Annotated in this window: 6 protein-coding genes, 1 rRNA gene and 1 pseudogene; 3 read left to right on the top strand and 5 right to left on the bottom strand. The window is 40.9% G+C overall.

Features of this window, described 5'->3' with window-relative positions; all coding sequences use genetic code 11:
* Both BUB71_RS19905 and BUB71_RS18675 read left to right on the top strand, forming a co-directional pair.
* On the top strand, nucleotides 1-205 hold a 205-nt coding region (locus BUB71_RS19905), incomplete at its 5' end, for a hypothetical protein (protein ID WP_217653579.1).
* A 214-nt stretch (nucleotides 206-419) separates the two neighbouring features.
* On the top strand, nucleotides 420-1232 hold the full coding sequence (locus BUB71_RS18675) for a LysE family transporter (RefSeq protein WP_340148313.1): 813 nt from the start codon (nucleotides 420-422) through the stop codon (nucleotides 1230-1232).
* Nucleotides 1233-1272: 40 nt separating this feature from the next.
* Here the strand turns inward: BUB71_RS18675 and BUB71_RS18670 are convergent, their stop codons facing one another.
* The 4 genes and pseudogenes from BUB71_RS18670 to BUB71_RS18655 form a co-directional block, all read right to left on the bottom strand.
* Nucleotides 1273-2922 carry a glycerol-3-phosphate dehydrogenase/oxidase gene (locus tag BUB71_RS18670; protein ID WP_073158766.1) on the bottom strand — a complete coding sequence of 550 codons (1650 nt, stop codon included), beginning with the start codon at nucleotides 2920-2922 and terminating at the stop codon, nucleotides 1273-1275.
* A gap of 433 nt (nucleotides 2923-3355) precedes the next feature.
* Nucleotides 3356-4849, bottom strand: a complete 1494-nt coding sequence (gene glpK / locus BUB71_RS18665; RefSeq protein ID WP_073158760.1) for a glycerol kinase GlpK — start codon at nucleotides 4847-4849, stop codon at nucleotides 3356-3358.
* A 38-nt stretch (nucleotides 4850-4887) separates the two neighbouring features.
* A pseudogene (locus BUB71_RS18660) lies at nucleotides 4888-5595 on the bottom strand (MIP/aquaporin family protein); the annotation flags it as partial.
* 233 nt (nucleotides 5596-5828) lie between these two features.
* Nucleotides 5829-6386, bottom strand: a complete 558-nt coding sequence (locus BUB71_RS18655; RefSeq protein ID WP_073158757.1) for a glycerol-3-phosphate responsive antiterminator — start codon at nucleotides 6384-6386, stop codon at nucleotides 5829-5831.
* A 483-nt stretch (nucleotides 6387-6869) separates the two neighbouring features.
* Between BUB71_RS18655 and BUB71_RS18650 the strand changes: the two genes are divergently transcribed.
* Complete coding sequence (locus tag BUB71_RS18650) at nucleotides 6870-7988, top strand: class II histone deacetylase (protein ID WP_073158754.1); 1119 nt, start codon at nucleotides 6870-6872, stop codon at nucleotides 7986-7988.
* A 136-nt stretch (nucleotides 7989-8124) separates the two neighbouring features.
* On the opposite strand, the gene BUB71_RS18645 is transcribed toward BUB71_RS18650, so the two are convergent.
* Nucleotides 8125-8199: ribosomal RNA gene (locus BUB71_RS18645) — 16S ribosomal RNA — on the bottom strand; the annotation flags it as partial.

Genomic DNA, 8199 nt, shown 5'->3' with positions numbered 1-8199 from the left:
CAACATGACTTTCTTTTCATATCTCATTTTCAAAGTGCGACTTGATGTCTTGCCGCATCTTGCGGCGACAAGCAATAATATAACACCTTTCGATTCTCTTTGCAAGAGGTTTTTTAAAAAAAAATATTTATTACTACAAAATCAGGGATCAATCAAACGTCAAATCGCAAATCAACATATGAAATACAGATATTTATACCAATAGGATATGATCAAATGCAAGGTGAAAAGAATCTCCCGCTCATGATCTTGATGATAACCGTCTACAAAAATATCGATTCTCTAAGGAAATCAAGCAAGCAATACGTATACTACATCAAAAAAATAATGGATATAACTTCTTTGCCCTTGGTTTGATTGGTTACTCATCACTTCCTCCATTGCGTTATGGTACTATCTCCCTGATTGGTGGATCTAATTTGCTCGGTATTACCTTAACCAGCAGTCGAATGTGTGGGCTTGATAATATAATGCATGAAGCAAATCATGCAATGTTATTTAAGTATTGCTCTCTAAAGAAATGGATGACTTATTTACTTGCAGCGTTCCCGATCTTTACTTCTTACACAACTTACTGCAATCCTCATGAAGTGACCTCTTTTATCTTTATATTCTGGAGGAGAGATATGCTAGCATTTATTCATGGATTTCTCTTAGCAATTGGTCTTATTTTGCCTCTTGGTGTACAAAATGTATTTATCTTTAACCAAGGTGCCACTCATTCGAAATTTATTCGTTGTTTGCCGGCTGTTTTAACAGCAACTATTTGCGACGCTCTATTAATCATCCTTGCTGTAACAGGAGTCTCGGTGATCGTTATGGCGACTCCCATTATAAAAAACCTCTTAATTACTTTGGGAATCTGCTTTCTTCTTTACATGGGATTGATCACCTGGAAAAGTCAATCGGAGGAGCAAAGCAATGATCTAAACCAGAAAATATTAACAGCAAAGAAGCAAATATTATTCGCTTCCTCTGTTTCACTTCTAAACCCACATGCGATCTTAGATACGATTGGAGTGATCGGTACCAGCTCCATTCAATACCAAAATACTGATAAATGGCTATTTGCAATTGCTGGTATCCTTGTCTCATTATTCTGGTTTACTTTATTAGCCGTTGCGGGCGGTACGTTAAAAAAATTAAAGCCTGGTATTCTACCTCTCGTCAATAAGATCTCCGCTTTGGTCATCTGGGGAAGTGCCAGTTATCTGATCTATTCAATCATTTGAAAATGTACCCCAGCTCATCTAAGAGCTGGGGTGATTCAAATTACTCGATTGCCTCCGTAGCAAATCGACGTTGCTCTAAAAGCTGTTGACGATAGATTGCGACGTCCTCCTCTGACCAATGCAAGAGGTCACGCATATAAGATAGAACCTCGTCCATATATTGATCCATCCAATCAAGGTGAAAATAAAGTGCACCTGTGCGCCGGATAAAGAAATCCATTGGTGTAAGAACCATTTCCTGTTGAATGCCATATAGAAGAGATGCACATACATCAGTAGGCAATCTATATTCAGCGGCATGTGTTTGGCATTCTGTAACCAGTTGGAATACTCGATCTACATTGCCTCCATAAAGTTGTACAAGTCGCTGAGCATCGATTGTTCGCAAGCCAAATTGTTCTCCTTCATTTGACTTCTTATGAAGGAAAGCTGACCAACCAGCAGCCCCTTCTTCAATCCCACCTGAGAGTCGAATTTGATCAGTATAACAGGATCGAAATGCTCTTTTCTCTTCTTTTTCTAGGTCAGATGCCACTTGGTTTACAACTTTTTCTGCCATTTTCCGATATCCTGTCAACTTTCCACCTGCAATTGTGATCAGACCAGATGGAGCGTGAAATATCTCATCTTTTCTTGAAATTTCAGATGGACTTTTTCCCTCTTCATGAATCAATGGTCTTATACCTGCCCAACCGCTTTCAATATCTTCTGGTAGAAGCTGAATTGTTGGAAACATAAAAGAGACAGCATGTAACAAATAATTTCGATCTTCTAATGTGATTCTCGGATTTTCTAAACTTCCTTGATAATCTGTATCTGTTGTTCCGATATACGTCTTATTTGCTCTTGGTATCGCAAAAATCATTCGATCATCTGGCGTATCAAAGTAGATGGCTTGTTTTAAAGGGAATTTAGATTGATCCACTACAATATGGACACCCTTGGTCAAATGAAGCGTTTTCCCTTGTTTCGAATGATCCCATTCACGAAGTTGGTCAACCCATGGTCCTGTAGCATTCACAATTTTTTTCGCATAAATTTGATACGTTTGCTTCTGTATATGATCAAATGCTAAAACACCGACCAATTTTCCTTTTTCATAGAGTAATTCTTTTACCTCAACATAATTGAAACACTTTGCTCCTTCTGTTATCGCGCGCTTGATTACTTCAATGGTGAGTCGTGCATCATCCGTGCGGTACTCCACATAGTATCCTGACCCTTTTAACCCATCTCTCCGTAATAAGGGTTCCTTTTGAACCGTTTCCTGATAGGAAAGCATTTGACGTCGTTCATGCTTTGAGACACCCGCTAACAAGTCATAAAGCCAAATTCCAAAAGAACTTGCTACTTTCCCATAAGTTCCCCCCTCAATAATGGGTAAGAGCATCCACTCTGGCGTCGTGACATGTGGGGCGTTATGATAAACAATCTGCCGCTCTTTTCCCACTTCAGCCACTAACGAAAACTGCAATTGCTTCAGATAGCGTAATCCGCCATGTACCAACTTTGTTGAACGGCTTGAGGTACCTGCTGCAAAATCTTGTTTTTCGAGGAGCACTGTTGAGATACCACGTGACTGGGCATCTAAAGCAATTCCTGCACCTGTGATGCCCCCACCGATTACAAGCAAATCAATCTCTGCATTCATCTGTTCACATTGCTGTAGCTGCTTGGTTCGTTGCTCCATCGGTTCCACATCTATCCCTCCTAAAAATTCTCTATCTAAACAAAAACCACGATTCCCCCTTACCAAATAGCAAGAGGAAATGTGGTTTTCTCCTAATCTCAACCATGTTAACTTGTATGCACACAGTAAATCATAATGAAACTTGCAACTAATAGTAGTGGTTCCGTCAATATTTCACGCTTCGCCTCCATTTCTAGGATGCGTTGATGTCCCCAAGGCGCCACGACTGCTCGCTCAGAGCGGTATCAACTGACTATGCGCGTCATCGTGAGACTTGCAGCGTTAACTGCTTAACGAAACTTATGCACGGCGTGTACAGACAGTACTACCGCCTATTCTTCGCTACAAGGCTTTGTAGCGCCTAGTAAAATGCGGGTGAAGGAGCATTTTACTGCCGGCAGCGAAATATTGACTCAGCCCATTCATATTCATTCTACTTAAAGACTTGTGTTGCTTGCACAGCTTTTTGCCAACCTTTATAAAGCTGATCCCGTTTTTTCTGTTCCATTTGCGGTTGATAGGTTTGATCGATATTCCAATTTTTAGCGATATCTAATCTATCCTCCCAAAATCCAACCGCTAAACCAGCAAGATAGGCGGCACCCAATGCAGTCGTCTCTAATACAACAGGTCGTTCCACCGGTACATCGAGCAGATCGCTCTGAAACTGCATCAAGAAGTTATTTGCTGTTGCACCACCATCAACACGTAATTTTGTTAGTCCGATTCCTGAATCTGCCTCCATAGCGGAAAGCACATCTTTTGTCTGATAAGCTAACGACTCAAGTGTAGCTCGAATCAAATGCTCACGACTTGTGCCTCTGGTCAGTCCAAAGATGGCGCCACGAGCTTCGGAATCCCAATATGGTGTTCCTAGACCAACAAATGCTGGGACGATATAGACGCCATCAGTTGTATCAACAGCTAGGGCAGCTTGTTCCGAGTCAGCAGCATTCTCTATCATTTTTAAACCATCGCGCAGCCACTGTACAGCAGAACCTGCTACAAAAATACTTCCCTCTAACGCATATTCGATTTTGCCATCAATGCCCCAAGCAATCGTCGTCAAAAGACCATGTTGTGACCCAACTGCCTGCTGACCTGTATTCATCAACATAAAGCAACCTGTACCATAGGTATTTTTCGCCATCCCTGGTTCAAAGCATGCTTGCCCAAAAAGTGCTGCTTGCTGGTCACCTGCTACCCCAGCAATGGGTACTTCTTCACCAAAAAACAGTGTTTTCTCTGTATGGGCATAAACTTCAGATGATGAAGCAACCTCAGGTAACATCACTTTCGGTACCTGTAGAATTTCCAAAAGTTCATCATCCCATGCTAGTTCATGGATATTATACATTAAAGTTCGGGAAGCGTTACTATAATCCGTAACATGACGCTTACCACCTGAAAGCTTCCAGATCAGCCATGTATCAATTGTACCAAAGAGCAAATCTCCGTTTGCTGCTTTTTCACGCGCTCCTTCGACATGATCAAGCAACCATTTTACCTTTGTCCCAGAAAAATAAGGATCAATCAAAAGACCCGTTTTTCTGCGGAATAAATCATCATGACCTGCTTCTTTTAACTCTTCACAAATACCGGAAGACTGACGAGACTGCCAGACAAGTGCATGATAGATTGGTAAGCCTGTATGGCGATCCCAGACAACTGTCGTTTCACGTTGATTTGTAATCCCAATCGCCGCAATCTCGGCGGCAGAAACAGGATAGCGTGCTAACACCTCTGAGATAACGCTTTGTACAGAACCCCAAATCTCAATTGCATCATGTTCTACCCAACCTGCTTGTGGAAAAATCTGTGTAAACTCCTTTTGTGCAACTCCAACAATCTTCCCATCATGATCAAACAAAATCGCGCGAGAGCTTGTCGTTCCTTGGTCAATTGCGATCACATATTTTTTCTCCATATTGAATCCACTCCAATCCAATTTTTTCATGATCAAGGGAAGACCACAAGATAGAATGCTGCAGCAATAACTGCTCCAATAATTGGTCCTACAATTGGCACCCATGCATATCCCCAGTTTGAACTACCTTTACCCGCAATTGGTAGTACTGCATGTGCTAAACGGGGACCAAAATCGCGAGCGGGGTTAATCGCATAACCTGTCGTTCCACCTAATGATGCCCCAATCGCAATGATCAAATATCCCACAACCATTGTCTTAACACCTGCGCCAAAGCCAATTTCTTTTGCACCAAAACCGAGTAACAACAGGACAAGGATAAAAGTTCCAATCATCTCACTTATCAGATTAGAAAAGGTACTCGGGATAGCAGGACTGGTACAAAAAACACCCAGCTTTGTTGATGGATCATCTGTTGCTTTCCAATGAGGCAAATAATGCAAATAGACAATCACTGCACCCAAGAAAGCGCCAATCACTTCTGCCAGAATAAAGATTGGAACTTTTGACCAAGCTAACTGCCCTGCAACTGCTAAACCGATCGCTAGAGCAGGATTTAGGATTGCCCCACTATAATGTCCGACCAAGTAAGCCGCCAACATAACCCCTAATCCCCAACCAAAGATGATAACGATCCAGCCAGAGTCTTTTGCAAACGATTTGTTTAAGGAGACACCCGCACAAACCCCACAACCAAAAATGATCAAAACCATTGTACCGATTAATTCGGCCATAAACTCGGACATCCTATTTCCCCCTCTTCATTTTTTTCAACGGTGAGAACCACAAAAAAAGAGAACCACAAAATACCTTCTGTCTACAAAAAGGAATTCTGTGGTTCTCCATATCTCACCACTACTATTAACTTATTAGAGAGAACGAAAAATGAGTTGAAAGCGATTACATTTATGATTCTAAACGAAAATATGCGATTTGACAAGAATTTTTTTCGATTTTTTGTAAAGAAATTGACCAAAATTTATCGATTATATTTTTTCCATAATGGTTCATGTGAAGTTGTGGTTGCAACAGCACCTGCTGAGATTGCTGCTTCTACTTCTTTGGTTGATTGTATAAAACCACCAGCCAAAATGGGTACATTTGTATGTTCAGCAATTTGTTTAATCATATGAGGTAAAATTCCTGGTAACACTTCAATATAATCTGGTTGAAACTGTTCCAATAGTCGTAGACTTGTATGTAAGGCATGTGTATCTAGCAAAAAGAGACGTTGAATGCCTAACAATGATTTCTTACGAGCCCTTTTTACTACTGGGGTACGAGTGGAGATCAGCCCTGCTGGTCGCACTTCTTGACTTAAATAATCGACTGCATATTCATCACTCCTCAGACCCTGGATCAAATCGACATGTAGCAGCACTTTCTTTTGGTGACGATTCGCTAGTTGAATCAAAGAACGCAAACGAGCTAAATGGCTTTCGAGTAGTACAAGATAAACGAAGTTTGAATCAAGTAAACGTTCAAAGTGTTTGAGATTTCCTGTCGCTGGCAATACGACTTGCTGGTTAAAATGCATAAATAACCACCTATATAACAGAGTTATATTAATCATTTTCCCCAAACAAACCAAATGACAACCATGTCTATTCTCTTCCTCTATCCGATCTATGCTTACTGATCCGCAATATGATCTTTCATCTCTTAATCAGCCTGATGATAACGTCTTAGTATCAAGCGCTAACACTTGGAAGGCCTACAAAATATAATAAATGTCAAAATAGCTTCGCGAAATGATTATTCAATGCTCCTTTTATACTGTTGATTCCGATGCATGATGAACCTTCATGATAACGGGAAAAAATAACACAACGAAATCAAATAGTCGAAAGGGGATCAAAAAAAGGGGAGTTTTTGTTTTCTTTAAATAAGCTGTTATGTAATAGTTTTATTTTTCATTTTAATAATTTATGATAAATCATATATTATTTAAATTTACATAGAGGAGGTTCTAATTCTCTACCGCTGATCAGATCCAAAAACGATATTTAAGGGGGCAACTATGTCAAATAAAACTGGTTTTATATGTGATGAGAGCTACTTTTGGCATGATACAGGTAATGGAGCTCTATTCTTGCGGTCGGGTGGATGGGTCGAATCCGATGTTCATTCAGAAAATCCTGCTACAAAACGACGTGTGAAAAATTTATTGGAACGTACTGGCTTTATCCAGCAATTGATAACGATTTCACCACGTATGGCTACACGTGAAGAAATTGAATATAATCATGGTCCCGCTTATATAGATCAAGTAAAAAAGTTAAGCGATCAGATGGGTGGCGATGCAGGTGCAGCTGCTATAGTCGGTACGGGTTCTTATGAAATCGCTTTATTATCGGCAGGTGGTGCACTGACTGGACTTGATGATGTGATGAAGGGACAGGTTGATAATGTATATGTACTAAGTCGCCCCCCTGGTCATCATGCAGAAAAAGATCTTGGAATGGGCTTTTGCTTATTTAACAATGTGGCGATTGCTGCTCATTATGCACGAAAGAAATATGGCTTAAAACGAATCCTGATTATTGACTGGGATGTTCATCATGGCAATGGAATCGAAAGCGCTTTCTTAAATGATCCTGAAGTATGCTACATCTCACTTCATCAAGAATTTTCTTTTCCCCCTGATCGTGGACAAGCTGAAGTGATTGGAGAAGGAGAAGGGAAAGGATATAATATCAACATACCGCTTCCAGCAGGAACAGGAAACGCCGGATATCTGCATGCATTGAACCATGTTGCAGTTCCGATTGCGGAACAATTTCAACCAGAGCTAATCCTCATTGCTGCGGGACAAGATCCAAGCGCATTTGATCCTTTGGCTCGCATGATGGTAACCGCAGAAGGATTTCGAAAGATGACAGCATTGGTTAAGCAAATGGCAGAGCAGCTCTGTCAAGGTCGTTTAGTTGTCTGTCATGAGGGTGGATATAGCGCTGCCTATGTTCCCGTGTGTACAATGCGTGTAATAGAAGAATTAAGCGGGCAAAAGAGCCAAATGGTAGAAGATCCGTTTCAACTAGGAATCGAAGCTCTCCCAACAGAGGTATTACTCGCCCATCAAGAAGAAGCCGTGAAACGTGTTCAACAAATTCACGCTGATTACTGGAAGTTTGATTAACATTTTGATAGCAGATCTACACAAAAAAGACTATTCATTAGAATAGTCTTTTTACCTTTAATAACAGAAGGGTGAACACGGACCTGAGAGTTCGTTCAAAATTGTACCAGACAATATAGTCTGAGGTACTCCATAGAAAGGAGGTGATCCATCCCCACCTTCCGGTAGGGATACCTTGTTACGACTTCACCCCAGTCATCTACCCCACCTT

Source organism: Seinonella peptonophila, assembly GCF_900129355.1.
Lineage (GTDB): Bacteria > Bacillota > Bacilli > Thermoactinomycetales > Thermoactinomycetaceae > Seinonella > Seinonella peptonophila.
This window is presented reverse-complemented; position numbering and strand designations above follow the sequence as displayed.

Excerpts from the sequence above, each read along its gene's own strand:
- BUB71_RS18670 (WP_073158766.1), bottom strand. The coding sequence starts at position 2,922 with ATGGAGCAACGAACCAAGCAGCTACAGCAATGTGAACAGATGAATGCA.
- glpK (WP_073158760.1), bottom strand. The coding sequence starts at position 4,849 with ATGGAGAAAAAATATGTGATCGCAATTGACCAAGGAACGACAAGCTCT.
- BUB71_RS18655 (WP_073158757.1), bottom strand. The coding sequence starts at position 6,386 with ATGCATTTTAACCAGCAAGTCGTATTGCCAGCGACAGGAAATCTCAAA.
- BUB71_RS18650 (WP_073158754.1), top strand. The coding sequence starts at position 6,870 with ATGTCAAATAAAACTGGTTTTATATGTGATGAGAGCTACTTTTGGCAT.